The organism is Plantactinospora solaniradicis, from assembly GCF_042658085.1.
Taxonomy (GTDB): domain Bacteria; phylum Actinomycetota; class Actinomycetes; order Mycobacteriales; family Micromonosporaceae; genus Plantactinospora; species Plantactinospora solaniradicis.
In genome coordinates, this window is the sequence record NZ_JBHSPR010000054.1 from 67,646 (window position 1) to 90,730 (window position 23,085).

General features: G+C 71.0%; 19 protein-coding genes. 12 read left to right on the forward strand and 7 right to left on the reverse strand.

Annotation, left to right across the window (positions count from 1 at the left end; translation table 11 throughout):
* Nucleotides 1-17: 17 nt before the first annotated feature.
* Both ACFP2T_RS38110 and ACFP2T_RS38115 read right to left on the reverse strand, forming a co-directional pair.
* Nucleotides 18-776, reverse strand: a complete 759-nt coding sequence (locus ACFP2T_RS38110) for a sugar isomerase domain-containing protein (RefSeq protein ID WP_377430904.1) — start codon at nucleotides 774-776, stop codon at nucleotides 18-20.
* Nucleotides 773-1,708, reverse strand: coding sequence for a MurR/RpiR family transcriptional regulator (locus ACFP2T_RS38115; RefSeq protein ID WP_377430907.1), 936 nt, complete (start codon nucleotides 1,706-1,708; stop codon nucleotides 773-775). Before ACFP2T_RS38115 ends, ACFP2T_RS38110 begins: the two co-directional genes overlap by 4 nt.
* Nucleotides 1,709-1,819: 111 nt before the next feature.
* Here ACFP2T_RS38115 and ACFP2T_RS38120 point away from each other — a divergent pair, with 111 nt between their 5' ends.
* Nucleotides 1,820-2,728, forward strand: coding sequence for an N-acetylglucosamine kinase (locus ACFP2T_RS38120; RefSeq protein WP_377430910.1), 909 nt, complete (start codon nucleotides 1,820-1,822; stop codon nucleotides 2,726-2,728).
* Nucleotides 2,729-2,783: 55 nt separating this feature from the next.
* Here ACFP2T_RS38120 and ACFP2T_RS38125 read toward each other — a convergent pair whose 3' ends face one another.
* The gene (locus tag ACFP2T_RS38125) at nucleotides 2,784-6,107 is read right to left on the reverse strand and encodes a ThuA domain-containing protein (RefSeq protein WP_377430912.1); all 3,324 of its coding nucleotides are present in this window, start codon (nucleotides 6,105-6,107) and stop codon (nucleotides 2,784-2,786) included.
* Between the two features lie 159 nt (nucleotides 6,108-6,266).
* Complete coding sequence (locus ACFP2T_RS38130; protein WP_377430914.1) at nucleotides 6,267-7,370, reverse strand: sugar phosphate isomerase/epimerase family protein; 1,104 nt, start codon at nucleotides 7,368-7,370, stop codon at nucleotides 6,267-6,269.
* 484 nt (nucleotides 7,371-7,854) lie between these two features.
* On the opposite strand from ACFP2T_RS38130, the gene ACFP2T_RS38135 reads away from it, so the two are divergent.
* Nucleotides 7,855-8,727, forward strand: coding sequence for an alpha/beta fold hydrolase (locus tag ACFP2T_RS38135; RefSeq protein ID WP_377430916.1), 873 nt, complete (start codon nucleotides 7,855-7,857; stop codon nucleotides 8,725-8,727).
* A 12-nt stretch (nucleotides 8,728-8,739) separates the two neighbouring features.
* Here ACFP2T_RS38135 and ACFP2T_RS38140 read toward each other — a convergent pair whose 3' ends face one another.
* Nucleotides 8,740-9,984 (reverse strand): type III PLP-dependent enzyme domain-containing protein, encoded by a 1,245-nt coding sequence (locus ACFP2T_RS38140; RefSeq protein WP_377430918.1) that lies wholly within the window; start codon nucleotides 9,982-9,984, stop codon nucleotides 8,740-8,742.
* A 151-nt stretch (nucleotides 9,985-10,135) separates the two neighbouring features.
* Here ACFP2T_RS38140 and ACFP2T_RS38145 point away from each other — a divergent pair, with 151 nt between their 5' ends.
* From ACFP2T_RS38145 to ACFP2T_RS38190, 10 genes are all read left to right on the forward strand, one after another.
* Nucleotides 10,136-11,434: a helix-turn-helix domain-containing protein gene (locus ACFP2T_RS38145; RefSeq protein ID WP_377430921.1), complete on the forward strand. Its 1,299-nt coding sequence runs from the start codon at nucleotides 10,136-10,138 to the stop codon at nucleotides 11,432-11,434.
* Nucleotides 11,431-12,711, forward strand: a complete 1,281-nt coding sequence (locus ACFP2T_RS38150) for an amidohydrolase/deacetylase family metallohydrolase (RefSeq protein WP_377430923.1) — start codon at nucleotides 11,431-11,433, stop codon at nucleotides 12,709-12,711. Before ACFP2T_RS38145 ends, ACFP2T_RS38150 begins: the two co-directional genes overlap by 4 nt.
* 3 nt (nucleotides 12,712-12,714) lie before the next feature.
* Nucleotides 12,715-13,095 (forward strand): RidA family protein, encoded by a 381-nt coding sequence (locus ACFP2T_RS38155; RefSeq protein WP_377430925.1) that lies wholly within the window; start codon nucleotides 12,715-12,717, stop codon nucleotides 13,093-13,095.
* Between the two features lie 171 nt (nucleotides 13,096-13,266).
* Nucleotides 13,267-14,553 (forward strand): extracellular solute-binding protein, encoded by a 1,287-nt coding sequence (locus tag ACFP2T_RS38160; RefSeq protein WP_377430928.1) that lies wholly within the window; start codon nucleotides 13,267-13,269, stop codon nucleotides 14,551-14,553.
* A gap of 4 nt (nucleotides 14,554-14,557) precedes the next feature.
* Complete coding sequence (locus ACFP2T_RS38165) at nucleotides 14,558-15,454, forward strand: carbohydrate ABC transporter permease (protein WP_377430929.1); 897 nt, start codon at nucleotides 14,558-14,560, stop codon at nucleotides 15,452-15,454.
* Nucleotides 15,451-16,293 carry a carbohydrate ABC transporter permease gene (locus ACFP2T_RS38170; RefSeq protein WP_377430932.1) on the forward strand — a complete coding sequence of 281 codons (843 nt, stop codon included), beginning with the start codon at nucleotides 15,451-15,453 and terminating at the stop codon, nucleotides 16,291-16,293. Before ACFP2T_RS38165 ends, ACFP2T_RS38170 begins: the two co-directional genes overlap by 4 nt.
* The gene (locus ACFP2T_RS38175; RefSeq protein ID WP_377430934.1) at nucleotides 16,290-18,020 is read left to right on the forward strand and encodes a beta-N-acetylhexosaminidase; all 1,731 of its coding nucleotides are present in this window, start codon (nucleotides 16,290-16,292) and stop codon (nucleotides 18,018-18,020) included. Before ACFP2T_RS38170 ends, ACFP2T_RS38175 begins: the two co-directional genes overlap by 4 nt.
* 135 nt (nucleotides 18,021-18,155) lie before the next feature.
* The gene (locus tag ACFP2T_RS38180) at nucleotides 18,156-18,380 is read left to right on the forward strand and encodes a hypothetical protein (protein ID WP_377431257.1); all 225 of its coding nucleotides are present in this window, start codon (nucleotides 18,156-18,158) and stop codon (nucleotides 18,378-18,380) included.
* Nucleotides 18,381-18,620: 240 nt separating this feature from the next.
* Nucleotides 18,621-19,241 carry a helix-turn-helix transcriptional regulator gene (locus ACFP2T_RS38185; RefSeq protein ID WP_377430936.1) on the forward strand — a complete coding sequence of 207 codons (621 nt, stop codon included), beginning with the start codon at nucleotides 18,621-18,623 and terminating at the stop codon, nucleotides 19,239-19,241.
* 126 nt (nucleotides 19,242-19,367) lie between these two features.
* Nucleotides 19,368-20,039: a class I SAM-dependent methyltransferase gene (locus ACFP2T_RS38190; RefSeq protein ID WP_377430938.1), complete on the forward strand. Its 672-nt coding sequence runs from the start codon at nucleotides 19,368-19,370 to the stop codon at nucleotides 20,037-20,039.
* 66 nt (nucleotides 20,040-20,105) lie between these two features.
* On the opposite strand, the gene aceB is transcribed toward ACFP2T_RS38190, so the two are convergent.
* A complete protein-coding gene (gene aceB, locus ACFP2T_RS38195; protein ID WP_377430941.1) occupies nucleotides 20,106-21,716 on the reverse strand; it encodes a malate synthase A in 1,611 nt (536 codons plus the stop codon).
* Complete coding sequence (gene aceA / locus ACFP2T_RS38200) at nucleotides 21,713-22,984, reverse strand: isocitrate lyase (RefSeq protein ID WP_377430944.1); 1,272 nt, start codon at nucleotides 22,982-22,984, stop codon at nucleotides 21,713-21,715. Before aceA ends, aceB begins: the two co-directional genes overlap by 4 nt.
* Between the last annotated feature and the right edge of the window lie 101 nt (nucleotides 22,985-23,085).

Here is a 23,085-nt window from a genome sequence, read left to right on the forward strand (position 1 = left end):
CGGCGCCTCGCCTTCTGCTAGGCGGTACGTCGGATGCGACCGGCGTACCGTGCCTCAAGCTCGCTGTTGTGGCTCTGTCCACCGGGGACGTTGCCCGACAGGTAGACCGGTGGTACGGCACCCGAGTCGAGCAGCCGGGCGACGACCTCCGCGACGACCTGTTGGGCGAGCAACGCACCGGTGATGGAGGAGATGGCCCCGACGGCACCGCCGCCGGGCATGGGCAGCGCGGCGTCGCCGTACGGGGCGCCGTTGTCGAGTACGACGTCGGCGATGTCGGCGAGCCGCCGCCCGGACGGGTGGTTCGCGGCGACCCGTGCGGTGTGGTCGAGCGAGGTGATTCCGATCAGGTGATGCCCCCGGTCCTTGAGCAGCAGCGCGAACTCGACGATCACGCCGTTGACGCCGGAGTTGGAGGTCAGCACGAAGACGTCGTCGGGCTTGATCGGCGCGAGTTCGTAGAGCCGGTGCGCCACCGTCGGATCGCGTTCGAGCAGTGGGTCCTCGAGGACGCTGCGGTCGGCGCCGCCGTACAGCACGAGGTCGCGCAGCGCGATCCGGTTGGTCGGTACCAGGCCGCCGGCCCGGCCGGCGATCTCCATCGAGAGCGCTTCGGAGTGGCCGCAGCCGAACGCCTGCACCACGCCGCCCCGGTCGAGCGCGGCGGTGATCAGGTCCGCGGCCGCGCGTACCCCGTCGGACTGGGTGCGGGCGACCCGGCCGATCGCCTCGGTGACGGCGGTCAGGTAGGCGGTTGCGCCGATGTCGGTGGTCATGGCCCCTCCGTGGTCTTGATCGGTCGGCGTGCCGGCCGGGCCGACTCGTCCGGCAACCGGTGTGCGTCGACGGCCCGGGCGGTGACCTCGAACGCCTCGGTGGTGCGCTGGTAGGTCCGTTGCGCGACCGCGACGTAGATCAGGTCCAGGACCAGCAGTTGGGAGTGCAGTGCCGAGAGCGCGGCCAGCCGGAACGTGGTCTCCTGGACGGCGGTGGTCAGGACCACGTCGGCCACCTCGGCCAGCGGGGACCGCCGGAACGAGGTCACCGCGACGGTGAGCGCGCCGTGGTCGGCGGCCTCGGCGAGTACCTCGATCACCTCGCGGGTACGCCCGCTGTGGGACAGCCCGATCGCCACGTCGCCCGGACCGAGCAGCGCGGCGTTGGTCAGCGCGGTGTGCGGGTCGGCGCGGTGCCAGACCGGGATCCGGATCCGCTCCAGCCGGAACGCCATCTCCCGGGCGGCGTTGCCGGAGCTGCCGAGCCCGAACAGGTCGACCCGGTCGGCCCTGGCCACGGCCCCGGCGACCCGGTCGACCGCGCCGAGGTCGACCTGTCCGGCGGTGTCCTGGATGGCGCGGGCGTCGGCACTGGCCACCACTGCCAGCAGGTGGTCGAGCGGGTCGTCGGGTCCGATCTCCCGGTCGATGTCGGTGTCCCAGCGGGCCTGTGCGGCGCGGCCGATCTCGGTGGCGACCGCCACCCTGAGTTGGGCGTAGCCCCGGTAGCCGAGAACCCGGCAGAGCCGGGTCACGGTCGCGGTGGAGGTGCCGGCCCGCTCGGCCAGGTCGATGATCGTCGCTCGGGCGGTCTCCTCCGGCGCGATCAGGATCTGTTCGGCGACCCGCTGCAGGGCGACCGGCATCGTGGCCAGCTCGGTACGCAACCGGCCCAGCAGCCCGCTCTCCTCCATCAGCATTCCTTTCACCATGACGTGTTGATGAAAAAAAATATGACCACTGACCCCGCGCCGTCAAGAGTTTTGACATTCTTGCTCCGTACCCCTTGTGGACCCCGCCGTCCACGGCGGACCATCGGCAGCGTGACCGCCCCCCTCGTGCTCGGCGCCGACTGCGGTGGCACCACGACCCGCGTCGTGCTGTCCACTCTCGACGGTCGGATCGTCGGGCAGGGCCGGGCGCTGGCCGGCAACCCGGTCGCCACCGACCCGGCCGAGGCCGCCGCCGCCCTCGCCGCAGCCGGTCGGGCGGCCCTGGGTGGCACCGACCCGGCCCGGGTCGTCGGCGCGGTGGTAGGGCTGGCCGGGGTCGCGCGGCTGGCCGACCCGCAGGTGGCCGCCGTGTACGCCGAGCAGTGGACCGGGCTCGGACTGACCTGCCCGATGCGACCGGTCGGCGACGCGGTGGTGGCGTTCGCCGCCGGAACGACGGCGGCCAGCGGCACCGTGCTGATCGCCGGCACCGGTGCGGTCGCGGCCGAGGTACGCGACGGCACGGTCGGGCGGATCGCCGACGGGCTCGGCTGGTTGCTGGGCGACGAGGGTTCCGGCTTCTGGATCGGCCTGGCCGCCGCGAAACTGACCGCACGGGCGCTGTACCGGGCTCCACCGGCCGGTGCACTGGCCGGCGCGCTCTGCGAACGGCTCGACACCACCGACCCGGACGCCTTCGTGACCGGGATCTACCAACTCGGCCGCGACCACGTCGCCGCGCTGGCCCCACTGGTGACCCGGGCCGCCCGGGACGGCGACCCGGCCGCCGCCGGGCTGCTCGACACGGCGGCCGACCGGCTCACCGACACCCTGCTCTCACTGCCTCCGGGACCCGGCCCGGTGGTGCTGGCCGGCGGCGTCCTCCTCGGCGTACCCGAGATCCGCGACGCCGTACAGGAACGGCTCCGCCGCCGGCTCGGCCGATCCGGAACACTGGCCGGTGACGGGGCGGCCGGCGCGGCCCGGATCGCCGCCCGGCACGTCACCGCCCAGATGTAAGGAAGGGCCCCCGCTTATCGTTTTCTGCATAAAGCGGGGGCCCTTGTTAACCGTTCTACTTCGCGGTGAACTCCACCCAGTTGAGGTTGACCAGCCCGGTGGTCGGACCACCGGTCACCGGCTGGAAGACCAGGTAGAGCCGGTGGCCGCCGGCCGGCTGGTCGACCGGCAGGCTCTGGCTGGACCAGTCGTTGTTGCCGGTCGTGGCGTTCAGCGTGGCGGTGCCGACCAGTGCACCGGTCGGGGAGTCGAGCCGCAGCTCGACCGTTGCCCTCGGGGTGCCCGCGGTCGCGGCCGAGCCGCCGGAGACCCGGAACGTGATCGCGCTGGCGTCACCCAGGTTGATCGGATCGAACGCGATGTGGTCACCCGCGTCGATCCCGTTGACGTGCTGGCCGCCACCGGCGTCGCTGGTGTTGGCGACCGTCACGTTCTGCCGCACCTGGGCGAACTCGGCCTGCTGCCGGGGCGTCTGCACGACGACCTGGTTCACCGTGGTCAGCGCCGGCTGCCCGCCACCGCCGAGATCGGTGTACGAGGCGCTGATCCCGCCGTACAGGTAGCCGCCGGCGTGGTCGGCACCGTCGGCCGGGGACTGCAACGTCCCGGTGCAGCCGGTGGTCGAGCCGTGCTCGTGGCCGTGGGTGTCGTGCCCGAGTACGAAGCTGACCGTCACCCGGGAGCAGTCGATGGTGCCGTCCTCCGGGTCGGTGACCGTCACCGTGTACGGGATCTGGTCACCCCAGTTGAAGAAGGAACCCGCGACCGGGCTGGTCACCGTCACCGTCGGCGCGGTGTTGCCGACCGTGATGACCCGGGTCAGCACCCCCGTATTGCCGCTGGAGTCGGTGACCGTCAACCGTGCCGTGTACGTCCCGTTCGCGGTGTACGTGTGCGACGTGCTCGGGTCGGCCGAGTCGACCGTACCGTCGCTGGTGAAGTCCCAGGCGTACGAGATGGACTCGCCCGGGTCCGGGTCGTAGGAGCCGACGGCCGAGAAGTTGACCGTCAGCGGCGCCTGCCCGGAGGTCGGGCTGGCGTTCAGCACCGCCACCGGCGACCGCTTGCCCTTGACGTAGCGGATCACCGAGAGCTGCGCGTCCGGGTTGGCGGTGAAGAAGCCGTCGCCGTACTCCAGCAGGTAGAGGCTGCCGTCCGGGCCGAACTCCATCTCCATCGGGTTGTCGAAGACGAACCCGGGCAGCAGTTGCTCGACCCCGACCAGGTCACCCTTGCCGTTGGTCCGCATCATGAAGATCTTGTCCCGGGTGAACTCCCCGAACACCACGGCGTCGTGGTAGTACTCGGGGAACTTCGTCTCCGAGGTCGACGCCGGGTCGTACGAGTAGATCGGGCCGCCGTGCGGTCCGACCCCACCGGTACCGATCACCGGCCACTTGAAGTCGCAGCTGGTCGGCGGCGTCTCCAGGTAGGCGCCGGGGCACGGGGTACGGGCCTCGTAGGTGTACCAGAACTGCGGCTGCTGCACCGCCGGCAGCACCGTCAGGCCGGTGTTCCGGGGCGAGTCGTTGACGGGGGCACCGCAGTTGAACGGTTCACCGGACGTCCTAGTGGCGAAGTCGTAGTCGATGTACGGCAACGCGGGCGAGTAGCAGTACGGCCAGCCGTAGTTGCCGGCCTTGTTGGTCGAGAACCAGCGCCCGGTGCCCTCCGGCCCACGGGTCGGGCTCGACGTACGGCTGTCCGGGGAGTAGTCCCCGACGTAGACCCGGCCGGAGGCGTCGACGTCGTACCGGAACGGGTTGCGCAGCCCCATCAGGAAGATCTCCGGACGGGTCTTGTTCTCGTGGTCCTGTGCCTCCGGGAAGAGGTTCCCGGCCGGGATCGTGTACGTCCCGTTCGGCTTCACCTTGATCCGCAGCAGCTTGCCCCGCAGGTCGTTGGTGTTGCCGGCGGAACGCTGGGCGTCGTACCCCGGTCCCTGGGTCGGCGACTCGTTGATCGGGACGAAGCCGTCCGAGCCGCCCGCGTTCGTGTCGTCACCGGTGATCAGGTAGAGCAACCCCTTGGCGTCGAACTTCACCTTGCCGGCGACGTGGCAGCAGATGCCCCGGTCGACGTCCACCCGCAGGATCTGCTGCTCGGTGCTCATGTCCAGGTGCGGCGTCGCGCCCTGCACCATCTTCACCCGGGAGAGCTGGTTGTAGCCCTTGAACTTGTCCCAGACCGTGGGGTCGGTGCTGGTGGCCGGGGCGTCACCCTCGTTGACGCCGGGCGTCGCCGGGTTGTCGACCGGGGTGTTCAGCGGCGGCGAGTAGAAGAGGTAGACCCAGTTGTTGGTGGCGAAGTCGGGGTCGATCGCCACGGTCTGCAGGCCGTCCTCGTCGTGGCTGTAGACCGGGATGGTCGCGATCACCGGGCTGGCCCCGGTGGCGGGGTCGTAGAGCCGGATCTGGCCGTTACGGGTGTTGTGCAGTACCCGGCCGTCCGGCAGCACCGCCAGCGACATCGGCTCACCGGGCTCGTCGTTGAGGGTGACCTTCTCGTAGTTGCCGGTCACGGTCGCGCCGCAGTCGCCCTCGATCACACCGGCGGCCCACTGGATGCCACCGAGCAGGTGCTTGGTGAAGGCACCGGACCGATAGGTTTCGACGGAGTGGCCGAGCCCGGTGTACCACGAGCGTCCGCCCTGGTAGTCCTTGCACCAGGCGATCGGGTGGTCGAAGCCCATGCCGCCACCGGCGAAGCTCCGCTCGTCGGCGGTGGCCAGCACGTGCGCGTTGCCCCGCACGTTGGCGGAGAAGTTGTACCACTCCTCGGTCAGGGTCAGGGTGCGCGGCACGGTCTCGGTCGACGGGTGCGCGCGGTCGGCGACGTCGATGTTGCCCGGCTCGACCGGGGACGCGCCGGTCGCCTTCGCGCCGAGCAGGCTCTGGTAGAACGGCCAGTCCGGCTCGGTCTCGGCCGCCGCGTGCACTCCGGCGTACCCGCCGCCGGCCTTGACGTACCGCTCGAACGCGGTCTCCTGGGCGGCGTTGAGGATGTTCCCGGTGGTGTTGAGGAAGATCACCGTACGGTAGCGGGCCAGGTTCGGCTCGGTGAACGCGCCCGCGTCCTGGGTGACGGTGACGGTGAAGCCGTTCTCCCGGCCGAGGTCGCGGATCGCCCGTACGCCGTCCTGGATGGAGGCCCGCCGGGCGCCGGCCGTCTTGGTGAAGACCAGGACGCCGTAGTCGCGGGGCGCCCGGGCGTCGGACCGGAGCGTGGCCGGGCCGTTCTCCCGGGCGACGAGGGTCTCGCCCGAACCGGGAGCCGGGCCGGGATCGGGTACGGCGGCGGCCGGTACGGCGGTGGTCAGGGGAATGATCGTCGCGGTTGCCGCTAGCACGGTCAGCCAGCGGCGCAGGATCGAGTGCATGTTTCCTCCGTCTTGGCACACGGTCGTGCGGGCAGGAACACGCTCGTGCCCCGGCGCGGTGCCACGTCCGCCGGGGATGCCCGGGGGGTGCGGTCGGTGGTTCGCGGGAGGTGGTGCCGGGCGGGGGCGAGGTGCGCCGTCGCGCCCCGCCCGGACGGGTCAGCGACGGTAGATGGTCAGCTCCGACATGTTGGTGTAGCTGAGCGCGGCGAAGTCCAGCGACTGGCCGGGGTTGGCGGCGCCGCCCGGCGCGGAGTCCTGCTCCCAGTTGGCGTGCCGGAAGTCGGCGTCGCCGATGGTCTGGAAGAACTGCTGGAAGTTGATGTCACCCTCGCCCAGCGGCGTCATCTCGTAGCCGTTGGCCAGCGCGCTGTTCCGGTTGCCGTCCTTGGCGTGGAACAGCGGGAAGCGCTTGCTCTGTGACACCACGTTGAGGACCGGGTCGAACAGGTCGGTCTTCTCGCGGCCGTACCGGTCGACGTACTTCTGGTGCTTGAACCGGGCGACGTAGGCCCAGTAGATGTCGAGCTCGAAGAAGACGTACCTCGGGTCGGTCTTCCGGAAGAAGTACTCCAGCCGGCGGGTACCCGAGGAGCGGGTCGGCTTGCCGGTGGCGTCCAGCGGTCCCGCGTCGAGCAGGAAGGAGTAGGCCGCGTCGTGGTTGTGGGTGTAGAGCCGCAGCCCACGCCGCCGGGCCTGCCGGCCGAGCTCGTTCCAGACGTCCGCCGCCGCGTCCCAGTCCGAGGTGTACGAGGAGTTCGTCGGGTCGCTGCCGGTGCCGATGTTCTTCATCCCGAGCGTCTCGGCGATGTCCATCTGCTGCTCGAAGGTCTCCGGGTTGATCGAGGCGTGGGTGCCGTTGGCCACCAGCCCGTTGTCGTCCAGGATCTTCCGGATCTCCGCCGGGGTGATCTGCCGGCCCAGGATCGCGGTGTTCTGGGTGTAGCCGGCGAACTCGACCTCCTTATAGCCGAGTTCGGCGATCCGGGCGAGCACCCGCTCGAAGCCGTACGGGACGCCGCTGTCGTCCGGAGCGGCGGAGATGCGGTCCCGGACACTGTAGAGAATGATCCCGCGGTTCCGGGACGGGATCAGCGGCTCGGCCCTGAGCTGGCCGTGTGCGGTCGCCGGCTTCCCGGTCTGCACCACGTTGGCGCCGACCGCGCTGAGCGCGGCTGCCGCACCCGCCGAGGCGGCGAGGATGCTCCGCCGGGTGAGTTGTCGCCGGGCCGCTGGATCCATCGGCTGGTCTGTCCTGGTCATGTCCCGCGCCTTTCCGGGCGGCCGTGGCCGCCCCGATTCCGGGCGGCGGAGGCCCGCCCGATGTTTGGATCGATTCAAGACCTGCCCTCGGTGCGCGCGGCGGACCGCCAACGCCGCCATCGCGTTGCCGGACTGTCCTTCGAGGGCGCGAAACAACCTGACGGGCGCGCCGGCGTGCCACCCGCGGCGCGCGGGGAGGGGCGTTCCGGCTGTGGCGGCCGGGACGCCTTCGTAAGCTCCGTCGGGCCGGTACCCCAACGGGATATGACGATCAGCGTTCGTCTCTGTTACGGATAGACACACGCTAGAGGCTGCGTCCCGAGAAGAAAAGAGAGAAGTACGGCAACTTTGGTGTGCGTATGCAAAAGTTGGCCGCAACCCACGGAAAGTTGCCCGCGATTCCGACACTCTGGATCGTCGGCGGCCACCCACCGCCGCTCACCCCCGGGTTTCGCCTCCGGCAGGGCCGGGGAAGGCACGGATCATGTTCGACGGATTCACTCTGGACCGGATCGACGTCGGCGACGTGGAACTGCGGGTACGGCACGGCGGCAGCGGTCCCCCGGTGCTGCTGCTGCACGGTCACCCGCGTACCCACGTCACCTGGCACCGGGTCGCGCCACTGCTCGCCCACCGGCACGTGGTGGTCTGCCCCGACCTGCGCGGGTACGGGCAGTCGACGAAACCGCCGACCGTCGCCGACCACTCCACGTACTCCAAGCGGGCGATGGCCCGGGACGGCGTGGCCCTGATGCGCGCCCTCGGGCACGAGCGGTTCGCCGTGGTCGGGCACGACCGGGGCTCGTACGTCGCCCAGCGGATGGCGCTGGACCATCCGGCGGCGGTGACCCGGCTCGTGGTGCTCGACGGGGTACCCATCGGCGAGGCGCTGGCCCGGGCCGACGCCAGGTTCGCCAGCGCCTGGTGGCACTGGTTCTTCCTCGGCCAGACCGCCAAGCCCGCCGAGCGGGTCATCAACGCCGATCCGGACGCCTGGTACCGGGGCACCGCCGAGCAGATGGGCGACCAGGCGTACCAGGACTACCGGGCGGCCATCCACGATCCGGAGACCGTGCACGCGATGTGCGAGGACTACCGCGCCGGGCTGGGCGTGGACCGCGCCGCCGACGACGCCGACCGGGCCGCCGGCCGCCGGATCCGCTGCCCGGTCCTGTTCGGCTGGGCGGCCCGGGACGACATGGTCGAGCTGTACGGCGATCCGGCCGCCATCTGGCGCGACTGGGCCGACGAGGTGGACACCGTCGAGATCGACTCCGGCCACCACATGGCCGAGGAGGCGCCGGCGCAACTGGCCGAGGCGCTGCTCGAATTCCTGGCCGTCCCCGACCGCTCCTGACCCGACGGCCGCTCAGAAGTAGGTGTGCAGGACGTCCACGATCGTGTAGCCGTCGTCGACCATCGGAATGGTCCGCCACTTGTCGAAGGCGGTACACGGGTGGGAGATGCCGAAGCAGAGCAGGTCACCGGGGCGGACCTCGACCTCCGGCGGCACCCGGAGATACGCGTGCTGGTCGTTGAGCCGGGTCACGCTCAACCCGTCGGCACCCTCGACCGCGCCGGAGGCCCGGCGGATCCGCAGCGGGACCGGCAGGCCCTCGTCGTACGGGGCGTCCCGCTTGCCCATCCCGACGATCGCCAGCCCCGGTTCCGGGGTGGAGGTGACCTGTGCCCAGATCTCCAGCGCCTGCTCCAGCGAGCCCTCGTTCCGCACCCGCCGAAACGGGGTGTGCTCGGCGTAGTAGCCGTGGTCGTGGGTGATGTACGCGCCGCTGCGCAGCACCACCCGCAGGTCGTGACCGGGTAGCCAGGCACCGCCGAGCTGGTCGGCCACGATGTCGAACCAGGCGCTGCCGCCGGCACTGACGACCACCTCCGCCGCCAGCAGACCCCGGTCGGCCAGCCGGACCGTCGCCTCCCGGATCCGCCCCAGGTACGCGGTGACCGCCGCGGAGTCGGGCAGGCCACCCTCGTACCCGCTGACGCCGTCCAGCCGTACCCGGGCGGTGGCGGCGACCGCCTCGGCGACCTCGACCAGTTCGTCGACGGTACGGCAACCGGTCCGCCCGCCCGGATGCCCGAGTTCGGCGAGTACGCGTACCGGCCTCGTGCCCGGCTGGTCGGCGAGGGCGGCGCCGATCGCCTCGACCCCGGCGACCGAGTCCACGTAGAACAGTGCCTCGAACCCGTGGTCGAGTTCGCCGGCCAGCCACCGCAGCGGCACCGGGTCGAGGAGCTGGTTGGCCAGCAGCACCCGGGGCACGCCGAGGGCACGGCAGGCGAGCAGTTGGTTGGCGGTGGCCACGGTGACCGCCCAGGCCCCGGCCGCGAGCTGCGCGGTGAACAGCGCCGGTGCCATGGTGGTCTTGCCGTGCGGGGCGAACGAGAAGCCGTGCCGGGCGCAGAACGCGGCCATCGTGTCGATGTTGTGCGTGATGGCGGCGGACCGGGCCACCAGCACCGGCCAGCTGACGGCGCCACCGAACAGGTGATGGCCGGCGGCGGCGAAGTCGGCGGACGACACCGCCGGACCGGGCTGCCAGAACCCCTTGGCCCGCCAGTCGAGGGCAGGCGCGTCGAGCTGATCGCGGAGCACGGCTCTCCCGCAGATGTTCGGATGTGGCTCGCTGTTGGCAGCCGAGCCTGCCTGATCACGAACTTCACGTCAACCGCTTGACGGATCCGGCCGCGAAGGCCCAGGCTGTCCGCATCACTGGAAACGAACTACTTTCGAACCTGGAGCGCCGATGGTGATTGGTCTGGTCATCCACGCCAGCCACCGCGCCGTGTTCGAGGACGCGGCGCGCACCCTGGCCGGGGTGACCCTGGAGTGGGTCGTCTACGAGCACGAGGACGCCGTGCGCCGGCTCGTCGCCGGCCTGCTCGCCCGGCAGCACGTCGACGGCCTGCTGCTCGGCCCCGTCCCGTACGCCAAGTGCCGGGACCTGCTGCCCCCGGACCTGCTCGTCGCCATCCTGCGCTCGGCCGGACTGGACCTGTCGCTGGCCCTGTTCAAGGCCTTGGCGCGCGGCTGGCGGCCCACCCCGGTCAGCATCGACACGTACGACGCGCGGACGGTCGACGAGGTCGTCCAGGCCCTGGAGCTGGACCCGAAACAGATCAGCTGCCTGCCGTACGACCCGGAACAGAGCGTGGCCGAGATCGTGGCGTTCCACCACTCGGCACTGACCCGGACCGGCGCCGAGTACGTGATCAGCCTGCGCACCGCGGTCGCGGCACAGCTCCAGGGCACCACCGGAGTGCTCGGCGGTCTTCCGGGACCCGCCACGCTGCGCGCCCAACTGCACGAGCTGGCCCTGCGGGTGCAGTCCAAACAGGCCAGTGCGCTGCGCTTCGCCGCCGGCGTCTTCCTGGTCGACCGGGCCAGCCCCCAGCTCGACCTGGACCGGGCCCGGGTGGGCCTGATGAACCTGCTCCTCAACACGCCGGAGTTCGGCGACGCCTGGATCGAGAACCGGGGCCGGCGTGGGGTGGTGGTCTTCGCCCACCAGGCGCTGTTCGAGCAGGCGACCAGCGGCTGGGTCTCGCTGCCCGCGCTCGGCCAGGCGCAGGAGACCCTCGGGATCCGGGTCGTCGCCGGCTTCGGCGTCGGCGCGTCCGCCCGGAGCTGCCTGCATCTGGCCGAACGCGCGGCGACCCGGGCCGAGCAGGAGGAGACGCCCAGCGCGTACCTGATCGAGGACAGCGGAGTCATCATCGGCCCGATGAGTCCGGCCGGTTCCGCGGTCGCCTTCACCTATCGCGAGCACGGCGTCGAGCTGGAACGACTGGCCGGTGAGGTGGGACTGAGCGCGGCGACGCTGTCCCGGCTGGCCGCCGTCGAACGGACCCTGGAGGGCCGGGCCATCTCCCCCAGCGACCTCGCCTCCCAACTCGGCATCACCGACCCCAGCGGCCGGCGCCTGATCCGCAAGCTGAGCGACGCCGGGCTGGTCGAGGTGGAGGGCAGCACGCAACTGCACCGCAAGGGTCGCCCCGCCCGCCTCTACCGGCTGGGCATCGGCACCGCGATCGAGGCCCGATGACCGGGCGCGGCAGGGAAGCCGGTTGGGATCTGCTGCTCACCGGCGGCGAGTTGCTCGATCCGGGCAGCGGCCGGACCGGCCGGCACGACGTCGCGGTCCGGAACGGCCGGATCGCCATGGTGGCGCCACGGCTGCCCCGCGACGACGCCGCCGAGGTCACCGACGTGACCGGCCGGCTCGTCACCCCGGGCCTGGTCGACCTGCACTCGCACGTCTACCCGGGCGCGACCTACTGGGGCATCGACCCCGATCCGGTGGCCTGGCGCTCCGGCGTGACCACCTGGGTGGACGCCGGCTCGGCCGGTGCGTACTCGTTCCCGGCCTTCGCCGCCGCCTCGGCCGGCTACGCGGTGCGGGTGCCGGCACTGCTGAACATCTCCGCGGTGGGGCTGATCGCACCCGTCGGCGAGTCCCGGGACCTGGCCAACTGCGACGTCGAACTCGCGGTCGCGACCGTCCGGGCGCACCGGGACACCATCGTCGGGATCAAGGTACGGATGGACCGGCACAACGTCGGCACGCACGGCCTGACCCCGCTGCGCCGGGCGGTCGAGGCGGCGCAGGCCTGCGAACTCCCGGTGATGGTGCACATCGGTGCCGCCCCGCCGACGATCGCGCAGATGCTGCCGCTGCTGCGACCCGGCGACATCATCACGCACTGCGCCAGCGGCATCGCCGCCGGACCGGACGGATTCGACCCGGCCGCGAAGGAGGCGTACCAAGCCGGCGTGCTGTTCGACATCGGGCACGGCTCCGGCGGGTTCGCCTTCGACGTACTCGAGGCGCAGTTGGCGGCCGACATGCCGCCGCACGCCGTCTCCACCGACCTGCACAGCAGGTCGCTGCACGGTCCGGCGTTCGACCTGCCGACCACGATGGCCAAGATGCTGGCCGTCGGGATGAGCCTGCCGCAGGTGGTGGCCGCGGCGACCGTCGGACCGGCGCGGGCGCTGAATCTGACCGGTGGCGTCGGCACGCTCGGCGTGGGCGCACCGGCCGACATCGCGGTCTTCGCCGTGCAGGACGGCCGGTTCGAGTACGTCGACGTGCACGGCCAGCGCCGCCACGCGCCGACCCGGCTGGTGAACGAGCTGACGTACCGGGCCGGTCGACCGCTGCCACCCCGGCTGCCCCAGCCCGTACCGCCGTGGATCCCGCTCACCGATGCCCAGCGGCATGCCCTGGCCAGCCGGGAACGCGCCGTACGCGAACTACTGACCCCACCCCTGGTGGGCCCGGACGGGCTCGCCGAACAGTTTCCCCGACACGGAGGTTGAGTCATGCCCAAGAAGATCGTCGTAGCCGACCAGGCGGCCCCGCCCGGCGGGCCGTACTCGCACGCGGTGGTCGCCGGTGACCACGCGTACCTGGCCGGGGCCTGTCCCGTGCTGCCGGACGGGACGTGGGTCCGGGGCGACTTCGCCGCACAGGCGCGGGCCGCGTTCACCAACCTGGCCAGGGTGGCCGAGGCGGCCGGCGGTGACCTGGGCAAGGCCGTCCGGGTGGGTGTGTACCTGCGGGACTTCGCCGACTTCCCGCAGATGAACGAGATCTACGTCGAGTTCTTCGGCACCGAGAACCTGCCGGCCCGGACCACTCTGCCGGTCGCCCTGAAGGGCTTCGACATCGAGATCGACGCAGTGCTGTACCTGGGCGACTGACCCCGTCGGCGAACCGCCGTCCGGCGTTTGCCGGGCGGTCTGCCGGCGTGCCCGCAAAGGGGCTCTGAGCAGGGAAATTGTGACTTGACGCGACGCTGCGGGGAGCCCAGCCTGTAAGGCATCCATATCGACCTAATTACGAACCTAGCTCGTTATTCGAGGAGAGAGCCCGTGCGGAAACTCCTGGCCCTTCCCGCGCTGCTCGCGCTCGCCCTGGGCGCCGGTGCCTGCGCACCATCCACCGACCAGCCCGCCGACAGCACCGACGCCAAGACCGGCACGCTGCGGGTCTGGCTCTTCGACGAAGCCAACCGCACCGCCAAGGAGGCGGTCGTGAACGAGGCGATCGCCGAGTTCACCGCCGCACACTCCGGCGTCAAGGTCGACGTCAGCTACCTGGCCACCGACACCCGGGCCGAGAAGTACAAGGGTGCGCTCAACGACCCGGCGAGCGCGCCCGACGTGACCGAGGTCGGCAACACCGACCTGGCCGGCTTCGTCGCCTCGAACGGAATGGCCGACGTCACCGAGGACAACAGGTCCTGGTCCGAGGGTGCCGACCTGCCGGCCGACCTGGTGCAGACGGTGACCGTGGGCGACAAGGCGTACGGCGTGCCGTGGTGGATCGGGGTACGGGCGCTCTACTACCGCACCGACGTCTTCACCCAGCTCGGCCTGACCCCACCCACCTCGTACGCCGAACTCGTCACCACGGCCAAGAAGATCCGGGCCGAGCGCAAGGACATGCTCGGCATCGCGGTCGGCGGGCTCTACACGTTCGGCGCCCTGCCGTTCGTCTGGGACGCCGGCGGTGACATCGCCACCGGATCCGGCGGAAAGTACACGGCGGCCATCGACTCGCCCGCCGCCAAGGCCGGGATCAAGGCGTACACCGACCTGTTCAGCGCCGACATCTGCCCGGCACAACAGTGCGTCGACCTGACCGGTGGCGGCACCGTCGAAGCGTTCGCCGCCGGCCGGGCCGGAATGGGCATCCTGGGCAACTTCAACCGCTCGGCGGTGGAGGCCGGCGCGGTCAAGGGCAAGTACGGCGTCGTACCGCTGCCCGGCGCCAAGCCCGGGTCGATCGCGCCCGCCTTCGCCGGCGGCAGCAGCCTGGGCGTCTTCCGCTCCACCACGCACCGCAGCCTCGCCGTCGAGTTCATGCACCTGCTGGCGAGCAAGAAGTACACCCTGAAGCTGTACGACGCGATGGGCTTCGTGCCGGCGATGAAGTCGGGCCGGGCCGAGGTCATCGCCAAGGAGCCGTTCCTGAAGCCGTTCATCGACACGATGGACGCCGGAACGAAGTTCGTCCCGGTCGACAAGGCGTGGACCACGATCGACGCCGAGAAGATCCTGCCGAACATGCTGCAAAAGGTGATCACCGGCAAGGCGACCGTCGACGCCGCCGCGGCCGAGGCGAACACCCAGATCAGTACGGCACTCGGGAAGTAGCGACGTGCCGTCGTCCGTTACGATCCGCCGGCAGCGGCTGACGCCCCTGTGGCTGCTGCTGCCGGCGCTCGCCGTTCTCGTGCCGATGTTCGCGTACCCGCTGTACCAACTCGGCCTGCTCTCCACCTTCGAGTACGGGCAGCCACAGGTCAGCGGCGGTGAACCGGCCCGGTTCGTGGGAACGGGCAACTTCCGTACCCTGTTCGGCGATCCGGCGTTCTGGAGCGTGCTCAACCAGACGGTGGTCTTCGCCGCCGGCTGCGTGGTGGTGACGCTCGCCCTCGGCGCCGCGCTGGCGGTGCTGATGACCCGGATCGGCCGGGTGGCCCGGACGGTGCTGTCGTTCGCCGCCCTGACCGCCTGGGCCGCACCGGCGATGACCGGCTCGGTCGTCTGGACGTTCCTGTTCGACAGCAACCTCGGCCTGGTCAACGAGGTGCTGGGCCTGGACGGCTACAACTGGCTCTACGACCGGACCGTGGCGTTCGCGCTGGTCGGCGCGGTAGTGGTCTGGCACTCCTTCCCGTTCGTGATGATCACCCTGTACGCCGGCATCCAGGCCATACCCGAATCGGTGCTGGAGGCGGCGGCGCTGGACGGGGCGAGCACCTTCACCACCTTCCGCCGGGTCACCGCGCCGATGCTGCGCCCGCTCATCACGATCGTGGTGATCCAGTCGATCATCTGGGACTTCAAGGTGTTCACCCAGATCTACGTGATGACCCGGGGCGGCGGCATCGCCGGCCAGAACATGGTGCTCAACGTGTACGCGTACCAGAAGGCCTTCGCCTCCGCCCAGTACGGGCTCGGCTCGGCGATCGGCATCGTGATGACGGTGATCCTGCTCGTGGTCACCCTCTTCTATCTACGGGCACTGCGCCGCACCGGGGAGGCACTGTGAGTACGGTCCGCCGCCGGATCGCCGATGCCGTCGCGATCGCGGTCGCGGCCGTGACGGTGTTTCCGATCTACTGGATGGTGCTGTCGGCGCTGAAGCCGACCGGCGAGATCCTGTCCGCCGATCCCCGCCCGTGGACCCTGCATCCGACCCTGGACCACTTCCGGTCGGCGCTCGGGGTCAGCGGCTTCGGCCGGTACCTCCTGAACAGCCTGGTCGTCGCGCTGGCCGTGGTCGCGCTGAGTGCGCTGATCTCGTTCCTGGCCGCGGTGGCGCTGACCCGCTACCGCTTCCGCACCCGGAGCACAATCCTGGTGCTGTTCCTGGTCGCCCAGATGGTGCCGGTGGAGGCGCTGAGCATTCCGCTGTTCTTCCAGATCCGCGATCTCGGCCGGACGGTACCCGGCGTCGGGCTGAACACCCTCGGCTCGCTGATCCTGGTACAGCTCGCCTTCAGTCTGCCGTTCGCGATCTGGATGCTGCGCGGCTTCGTCGCGGCGGTCCCGAAGGAGGTGGAGGAGGCGGCCATCATGGACGGTGCCTCCCGGTTCACCATCCTGTGGCGCATCCTGTTCCCGCTGATCGCGCCCGGCCTGGCCGCGACCAGCGTCTTCTCCTTCATCATCGCGTGGAACGACTTCCTGTTCGCGAAGACCTTCATCATCAGCGCCACCGAGAACCAGACCCTGCCGGCCGCGTTGCTGGTGTTCTTCAAACCGGACCAGAACGACTGGGGCGGGATCATGGCCGCGTCGACCCTGATGACCATCCCGGTACTGGTCTTCTTCATCTTCGTCCGGCGCCGGCTGGTCTCCGGCCTCGGCGGGGCGGTGAAGGGATGATGCTGCCGCGCCCGGTCGCCGTCACCCGTACCGGATCCGGCGCCTTCACCCTCGACGCGGCGACGACGCTCGGCGCGGACCCGGCCTGTGCCCGGGTGGCGCACTGGCTCCGGACGACGCTGTCCGGCGCCACCGGCCTGCCGTTGCCCGGACCCGCCGGTCCCGTCGATCGCGCCGCTCACGGGGGCGGCGCGGTCGACGGGACCGGCGGCATCACGCTCGCCGTCGACCCGGCACTGCCCGCCGAGGGCTACCACCTGCGGGTACGTCCCGACGGGATCGCCATCACCGGAGGCTCGCCCGCCGGTGTCTTCTACGGTGCCCAGACCCTGCGACAACTCCTGCCCCCGGCCGTGTACCGCCGCGCGCCGGTGACGGCCGGTCCGTGGACCGTGCCGGGCGTCGAGATCACCGACGCGCCCCGGTTCGGCTGGCGTGGCTGCATGCTCGACGTCGCCCGACACTTCCTGCCGGTCGCCGGGGTGCTGCGCCTCGTCGACCTGCTCGCCGCGCACAAGCTGAACGTGCTGCACCTGCACCTCACCGACGACCAGGGCTGGCGGATGCAGATCCGGCGCTACCCCCGACTGACCGAGGTCGGCGGGTGGCGTGCCGAGTCGATGGTCGGGTCACGACAGCACGAGCGGTTCGACGGCAGGCCGCACGGCGGCTACTACAGCCAGGACGACATCCGGGAGATCGTCGCGTACGCGGCGGAGCGGTTCGTCACCGTCGTACCCGAGATCGACCTGCCCGGTCACACCCAGGCCGCCATCGCCGCGTACCCGGAACTGGGCAACAACCCCGGCGAGCCGGTCGCGGTCGGCACCCGCTGGGGCGTCTCCCGCCGGGTGCTGAACCTCTCCGACGAGACCATCGCGTTCTTCCGGCACGTGCTGGACGAGGTGATGGAGCTGTTTCCGAGCCGGCACATCGGGATCGGCGGCGACGAGTGCGTCAAGGACGAGTGGCGGGCCAGCCCGACCGCCCAGGAGCGCCTGCGGGAACTCGGGTTGCGCGACGAGGACGAGTTGCAGAGCTGGTTCGTCCGGCAGTTCCAGCGGCATCTCGCCGCGAGCGGTCGGGTGCTGTTCGGCTGGGACGAGATCCTGGAGGGCCAACTTCCGCCGGGCGCGACGGTCGCCGCCTGGCGCGGTCCGGCATTGGCGGTCGCGGCGGCCCGCGCCGGACATGACGTGGTGGCCTGCTGGGACACCGCCGCCTACCTGGACTACCGGCAGTCCGACGGTCCGGACGAGCCGATCCCGGTCGGTACGGTGCTCACCGTGGCGGACGTCCGGGCCTTCGAACCGGTGCCCGCCGCGCTGCCGGCGGAGTTGCGGGACCGGATCATCGGTGCGCAGTGCAACCTCTGGACCGAGCATGCCGACAGTCCGCGCGGCCTCGACTACCTGGCCTTTCCCCGGCTGTCCGCGTTCGCCGAGGCGGTCTGGTCGCCCGCAGCCCCGGCCCCGGCCCCCGCCCTGCCTACTGGTCCGGATCCTCGTCCGGCCCCAGCCCCGCCGCAGGCTCCCTGGCAGGAGGACGACTTCGGGCAGCGCCTGGCGGCGCACCTGCGCCGGCTCGACGCTCTCGGTGTCGAGTACCGCCGGCCCGCCGGCCCGCTGCCCTGGCAGCGCCGGCCGGACGCGGCGGGCTGGCCACGGGACCGCGCCGACCGCGAGGCCGAACTCGCCGCACTCACCCGCAACGTCCGCCAGCCCTAGCCGTTCTCCTCAGGTCACCACCCGTACAGCGTCCTAGGACAATGGGGTGGGTCGGCGGTGCCGGTTCCGTCCAACATGGAACAATGCTGGCCGGGTCCGGCGCCGTGCCGGACCGTCGACTCAATGGGAGCACTCGTGCCGGTTACCGCCAACCTCGTCAAGCTGGTCGACAAGGAGTACCAGGACAAGAGCCTGGCCGAACTCGTCGACGCCCCGGTCGCCGCGCTGGCCGGTGTCAGCGAGCGGGCCGCGACGCACCTCAAGGAGGCGCTCGGCATCAAGACCATCGGCGACCTCGGCCGGAGCCAGTACTTCCGTACCGCCAGCGCGCTCGTCAACCTGGCCGAGCACGGCGAGTAATCACTCCGGGGCGTACGCGCCCGGGTATCACCCGTCGGGGTCGCCAGCCATCGCGCTGGCGGCCCCGATGTGTGTTCCCCCCTCCCGCGACACCGGCCCGTACCCGCCGGTCCGGGCGTCCTCGAAAGCCTCGGATGCCTGACGAGGGCCACCGCGTGGCGGAAGCGTCCGCCGGAACGTGTCCCTTGTGGTTGGCATATTCACATCCGTATACTCGGATCCGAGTAAGGGAGGTCCGGGGTGAAACGGCGGAAGGTCAGCAACATGCTCGGCCTCGCCGTGCTCGCCACGGTGGTGGTCGAGCCGATGCACCCGTACGAGATGGCGACGGTGATGCGGGAGCGCGGCAAGGACCGGGACATGCCCATCAAATGGGGCACGCTCTACACCGTCGTGCAGAATCTGGAGAAGCACGGGTTCCTCGAGGTGGTGGAGAGCGGGCGGCAGGGCGGACGGCCCGAGCGGACCGTCTACCGCATCACCCCGGCGGGTCGCGACGAGTTGCGGGACTGGGTCGGTGAACTCATCGCCGTCCCGGAGCCCGAGCAGCCGCGCTTCCGGGCGGCGCTGTCGCTGATGGGCGTGCTCAGGCCCGACGAGACCACCCACCTGCTACGCCAACGCGTGGCCGTGCTGGAGCGGCATCTCGCCGACGACCGTGCCGCGTTGGACGGCTATCGCGAGAAGGTCCACTCGCTGTTCCTCATCGAGGCCGAATACGACCTCGCCATGCGCCAGGCGGACCTGGAGTGGACGCGTGAGCTGCTTGCCCAGCTCAGCGAGGGGACGTTGCCGGGGCAGGACCTGTGGCGCCGGTTCCACGAAACCGGAGAGATACCCCCGGAGGTCGCCTTCGGCTAGGAAAACCGGTTCCGGGGCGGTGTGGCGACACCGGCCCCGGAACCTCGACTCACCACACGGGCGGACCCGGCGGCAAGCGGCAGATCAAGGATAGCCGGGCCCTCCGCGACGATCAGGAGGAGACCCATGAGCACCGTACGCACCAGGCGGCTTCCCATGCTCGGCATGGAAGGCGCGTTGGCCCGCTGGTACACCCACAACCGCGGTTCGGCCAGCCAGCTGGACGCCTATCGGAAGCAGGCCGCCAGCTTCACCGACTCGCTGTCCCCGGGCGCGGAGATATTGGAGATCGCACCGGGCCCCGGCTACTTCGCCGTCGAGCTGGCCCGGCGCGGTTTCGGGATCACCGGCCTGGACATCAGCCACTCGTTCGTCGAGATCGCCGCCGGTTACGCCCGCCGGGAGGGCGTCACCGTCGACTTCCGGCACGGCGACGTCGCGGCGCTGCCCTTCCCGGACGGCTCGTTCGACGTGATCGTCTGTCAGGCCGCGTTCAAGAACTTCCGGGAACCGGTGAGGGCGCTCAACGAGATGCACCGCGTCCTCCGCTCCGACGGCGTCGCCGTGGTCCAGGACATGAGCAGGGACGCCGGCACGGCCGACATCAGGGCCGAGGTGTCGCGGATGGGGTTGTCGCGGCGGGACGCGGCGTTGACCAGGCTGGCCCTGCGGGCATTGCGACGCCGAGCGTTCTCGGCGGAGCGGTTCCGCCAGCTCGCGGCGGCCAGCGACTTCACCACGTGCACCGTGAGCCTGGACGGGATCGGCCTGGAGGTACGCCTGACGCGTACCTCGTGACGGCCGGCACGTGCGGGCCACGGGTGTCGACCGTGGCCCGCACGCGGTGCCGTGCAACGGATGCCGCTACCGGACGGACGCCAGCGGCGCCACCGGCGTGACCAGGTGCCGGGCGTACGCCTCGGTGGTGAAGAACGACGGCAGGTCCTCGCCGAGCGCGGTCCGCGCGAAGACGTCCGCCGCCAGCGCGATCCGGTCCAGGTCGGGCCCGGCGCAGCCGGCCCGCAGCGCCGCCACCTCCTCGTCCAGGATGGACCACACCAGCTCCGCCGTCACCCGACCGCCGTCGGCCAGCGGCGTGCCGTGGTGCAGCCACTGCCACACCTGACAGCGGGCGATCTCGGCGGTGGCCGCGTCCTCCATCAGGTCGAAGAGCGCGACCGCCCCGGTACCGCCGAGCCAGGCGTGCAGATAGCGCAGCGCCACGGCGACGTTGCCACGCACCCCGGCCAGGGTGACCCGGCCGGGTGTCCGGTCGACCGCCAGCAGGTCGGCCTCGGTCACCGACACGTCGTCGCGGAGCCGGTCGAGCTGGTGGGGCCGGTCGCCGAGGACGGCGTCGAAGGCAGCCCGGCAGCCCGGGACCAGACCGGGGTGTGCGACCCACGATCCGTCGAACCCGTCCCCCGCCTCACGTTCCTTGTCGGCCCGGACCCTGGCCAGGGCGACCTCGTTGGCCGCGGGATCACGGCTGGGAATGAACGCCGCCATCCCGCCGATGGCGTGGGCTCCGCGCCGGTGACAGGTCCGCACCAGCAACTCGGTGTACGCCCGCAGGAACGGCACCGTCATCGTCACGTCGCTCCGGTCCGGAAGGACGAAGTCGTCGCGCTGCCCGAAGTTCTTGATGACGCTGAAGATGAAGTCCCAGCGGCCGGCGTTCAGTCCGGCGGAGTGCTCGCGGAGTTCGTACAGGATCTCGTCCATCTCGAAGGCGGCGGTGATGGTCTCGATCAGCACGGTGGCCCGGATCGTGCCCTCCGGGACGCCGAGATAGCGCTGCGCGAACCGGAAGACGTCGTTCCAGAGCCGCGCCTCGCGGTGACTCTCCAGCTTCGGCAGGTAGAAGTACGGCCCACTGCCCGCGTCGAGTAGCCGCTGTGCGCAGTGGAAGAAGTAGAGCCCGAAGTCGACCAGGCTGGCCGAGACCGCCCGCCCGTCGACCACGATGTGCTTCTCCACCAGATGCCAGCCGCGCGGCCGGACCACGATGGTGGCGGGATCGTCGCCGACGGCGTACCGCTTGCCCCGCTCGTCGGTGAAGTCGATCCGGCGGTCGATCGCGTCGACCAGGTTGAGCTGCCCGTCGATGACGTTGTCCCAGGTCGGCGCGAGCGCGTCCTCGAAGTCCGCCAGCCAGACCCGGGCGCCGGAGATGAGCGCGTTGACGGTCATCCTCCGGTCCGGCGGGCCGGTGATCTCCACCCGCCGGTCGACCAGCCCCGGAGCCGGCGGCGCCACCCGCCAGTCCGGGTCGGCCCGGATCGCCGCCGTCTCGGGCAGGAACCCCGGCAGTTGGCCTTCGGCGTACCGGGCCCGCCGGGCCCGGCGGGTGTCCAGCAGCGCCACCCGGCGCGCCGCGAACTCGCTGTCGAGCGCGACGAGGAAGTCGAGGGCCTTCGGGCTGAGGACCTCCTCGAATCGTTCCCCCACCGGGCCGGTGACGATGACTCTCATCGGAACTGCTCCTCCTCGGTCGATCCGCGCAGCGCGGTCGTCTCGGCCGCGGGGTTGAGCACCGTACTGATCAGGTCGAAGTAGCCGGTGCCGACCTCACGCTGGTGCTTGACCGCCGTGTAGCCGTCGGCCTCGGCGGCGAACTCCCGCTCCTGCAACTCCACGTACGCCGGCATGCCCTCGGCGGCGTAGCCCCGGGCCAGGTCGAACATCGAGTAGTTGAGAGCGTGGAAGCCGGCCAGCGTGATGAACTGGAACGCGTACCCCAGGTGCCCGAGTTCGCGTTGGAACTTGGCGATCGCGTCGTCGTCGAGGTGCCTGCGCCAGTTGAACGACGGCGAGCAGTTGTACGCGAGCAACTGGTCCGGATATTGCGCCTTGATCGCCTCGGCGAACTGGCGGGCGACGGCGAGGTCCGGCGTGCTGGTCTCCATCCAGAGCAGGTCGGCGTGGGGGGCGTAGGCGAGGCCACGGGCGATGCACGGCTCGATGCCGTTGCGTACCCGGTAGAAGCCCTCGGCGGTCCGCTCCCCGGTGGTGAAGGCTCGGTCCCGCTCGTCGGTGTCGGTGGTGAGCAGCGTGGCGGCCTGCGCGTCGGTGCGGGCGACGATCACCGACGGGATGCCGGCGACGTCGGCGGCGAGCCGGGCGGCGTTGAGGGTCCGCACGTGCTGTCCGGTCGGGATCAGCACCTTGCCGCCGAGGTGGCCGCACTTCTTCTCCGAGGCGAGCTGGTCCTCCCAGTGCACCCCGGCCGCGCCGGCCGCGATCATCGCGCTCATCAGCTCGTACGCGTTGAGCACGCCACCGAACCCGGCCTCCGCGTCGGCGACGATCGGCGCGAGCCAGTCGGGCCCGGCCCCGCCCCCCTCCGCCGAGGTGATCTGGCCGGCGCGCAGCAGCGCGTTGTTGATCCGGCGTACCACCGCCGGCACCGAGTTGGCCGGATAGAGGCTCTGGTCCGGGTACGTCTGCCCGGCGAGGTTGGCGTCGGCGGCGACCTGCCAGCCGGACAGGTAGATCGCCTTCAGCCCGGCCCGGACCATCTGCACGGCCTGGTTGCCGGTGAGCGCGCCGAGCGCGTGGACGTACTCCTCCTGGTGCAGGAGTCGCCACAGCCGCTCGGCTCCCCGTCTGGCGAGCGTGTGCTCCTCCTGGACCGCACCGCGCAACCGCACGACGTCCTCGGCGCGATAGGTCCGCTCCACTCCCCGCCAGCGCGGGTCGGTGGCCCATTCGGTACGCAACTGCTCTGCTGGTGTACTCATCAGTTCCTCCTCCGGGCTCTGTCTCTTCTGGCGGCCCCTGCGGTCATGGCGAAACCATGGCATGGTCCCGATCGGAGGGTCGAGATACGGAAACAGCCAAT

What these genes read in the sequence shown, in the direction of transcription:
- ACFP2T_RS38135 (WP_377430916.1), top strand. Translation starts at nt 7,855, where the DNA reads ATGTTCGACGGATTCACTCTGGACCGGATCGACGTCGGCGACGTGGAA.
- aceA (WP_377430944.1), bottom strand. Translation starts at nt 22,984, where the DNA reads ATGAGTACACCAGCAGAGCAGTTGCGTACCGAATGGGCCACCGACCCG.
- aceB (WP_377430941.1), bottom strand. Translation starts at nt 21,716, where the DNA reads ATGAGAGTCATCGTCACCGGCCCGGTGGGGGAACGATTCGAGGAGGTC.
- ACFP2T_RS38125 (WP_377430912.1), bottom strand. Translation starts at nt 6,107, where the DNA reads ATGCACTCGATCCTGCGCCGCTGGCTGACCGTGCTAGCGGCAACCGCG.
- ACFP2T_RS38190 (WP_377430938.1), top strand. Translation starts at nt 19,368, where the DNA reads ATGAGCACCGTACGCACCAGGCGGCTTCCCATGCTCGGCATGGAAGGC.
- ACFP2T_RS38115 (WP_377430907.1), bottom strand. Translation starts at nt 1,708, where the DNA reads ATGGTGAAAGGAATGCTGATGGAGGAGAGCGGGCTGCTGGGCCGGTTG.
- ACFP2T_RS38155 (WP_377430925.1), top strand. Translation starts at nt 12,715, where the DNA reads ATGCCCAAGAAGATCGTCGTAGCCGACCAGGCGGCCCCGCCCGGCGGG.
- ACFP2T_RS38150 (WP_377430923.1), top strand. Translation starts at nt 11,431, where the DNA reads ATGACCGGGCGCGGCAGGGAAGCCGGTTGGGATCTGCTGCTCACCGGC.
- ACFP2T_RS38130 (WP_377430914.1), bottom strand. Translation starts at nt 7,370, where the DNA reads ATGACCAGGACAGACCAGCCGATGGATCCAGCGGCCCGGCGACAACTC.
- ACFP2T_RS38110 (WP_377430904.1), bottom strand. Translation starts at nt 776, where the DNA reads ATGACCACCGACATCGGCGCAACCGCCTACCTGACCGCCGTCACCGAG.
- ACFP2T_RS38175 (WP_377430934.1), top strand. Translation starts at nt 16,290, where the DNA reads ATGATGCTGCCGCGCCCGGTCGCCGTCACCCGTACCGGATCCGGCGCC.
- ACFP2T_RS38145 (WP_377430921.1), top strand. Translation starts at nt 10,136, where the DNA reads ATGGTGATTGGTCTGGTCATCCACGCCAGCCACCGCGCCGTGTTCGAG.